At 74.2% G+C, this 636-nt stretch carries 1 protein-coding gene; it reads right to left on the bottom strand.

All coding sequences use genetic code 11. The features are described 5' to 3' along the window. Positions 1-636, bottom strand: a 636-nt coding sequence (locus tag J0695_RS38660; RefSeq protein WP_206969525.1) for a DPP IV N-terminal domain-containing protein, incomplete at both ends; no start/stop codon positions are given.

The raw sequence follows: 636 nt of genomic DNA, 5'->3' as shown, positions 1-636 counted from the left end.
GTGCATGTGGACGAGGACCCGGTCTGGCTGGATCTCTTCCCCGGGGTGCCTGCCTGGGCGCCCGACGGCAAGCTCGTACGGATCGCCGACGAGGGCGGTGCGCGGGTCCTCGTCCACATGCACGGTCCGGGTCGTGCCCGACTCCGTGTCGACCGCGAGGTAGCGCTGGCTGCGCTGGTCCCGGGCCTGGACGAGGATCAGCGGAGCACCCGCCTCCGACCAGTGCACGGACGCCAGATACGGGTGGCGCGCCCGGTCCCAGACCACCTCGGTACGGCCCCCGTCGAGCTCCTGCAGGAAGAGCCGCACCTCCGCGTTGGGCGTCCCGGCGGCCGGATAGCCGACCTGTGCGGGCTCGCGGTCCGGATGCGCGGGATCGGCGATCCACCACCGCTGTACGGCGCTGTCGTCGGCCCGCGCGACCAGCAGCCGCGTCGAGTCCGGCGCCCACCAGTAGCCGCGCGAACGCTGCATCTCCTCGGCCGCGATGAACTCCGCGAGTCCGTACGTCGTGTGCGCGTCCTCCGGCTCGGCGAGCGCCCTGTCGCCCCGGCCGTCCGCGCCGGTCACCCGGAGCGCCCCGTGGGCGACGTACGCGATGTGCTGCCCGTCGGGGGAGGGGCGGGGGTCCACGAC

This window comes from Streptomyces beijiangensis (assembly GCF_017315755.1).
Lineage (GTDB): Bacteria > Actinomycetota > Actinomycetes > Streptomycetales > Streptomycetaceae > Streptomyces > Streptomyces beijiangensis.
The sequence above is the reverse complement of the archived record's forward strand: the minus strand, read 5'-3'. Positions and strand labels throughout refer to the sequence as shown.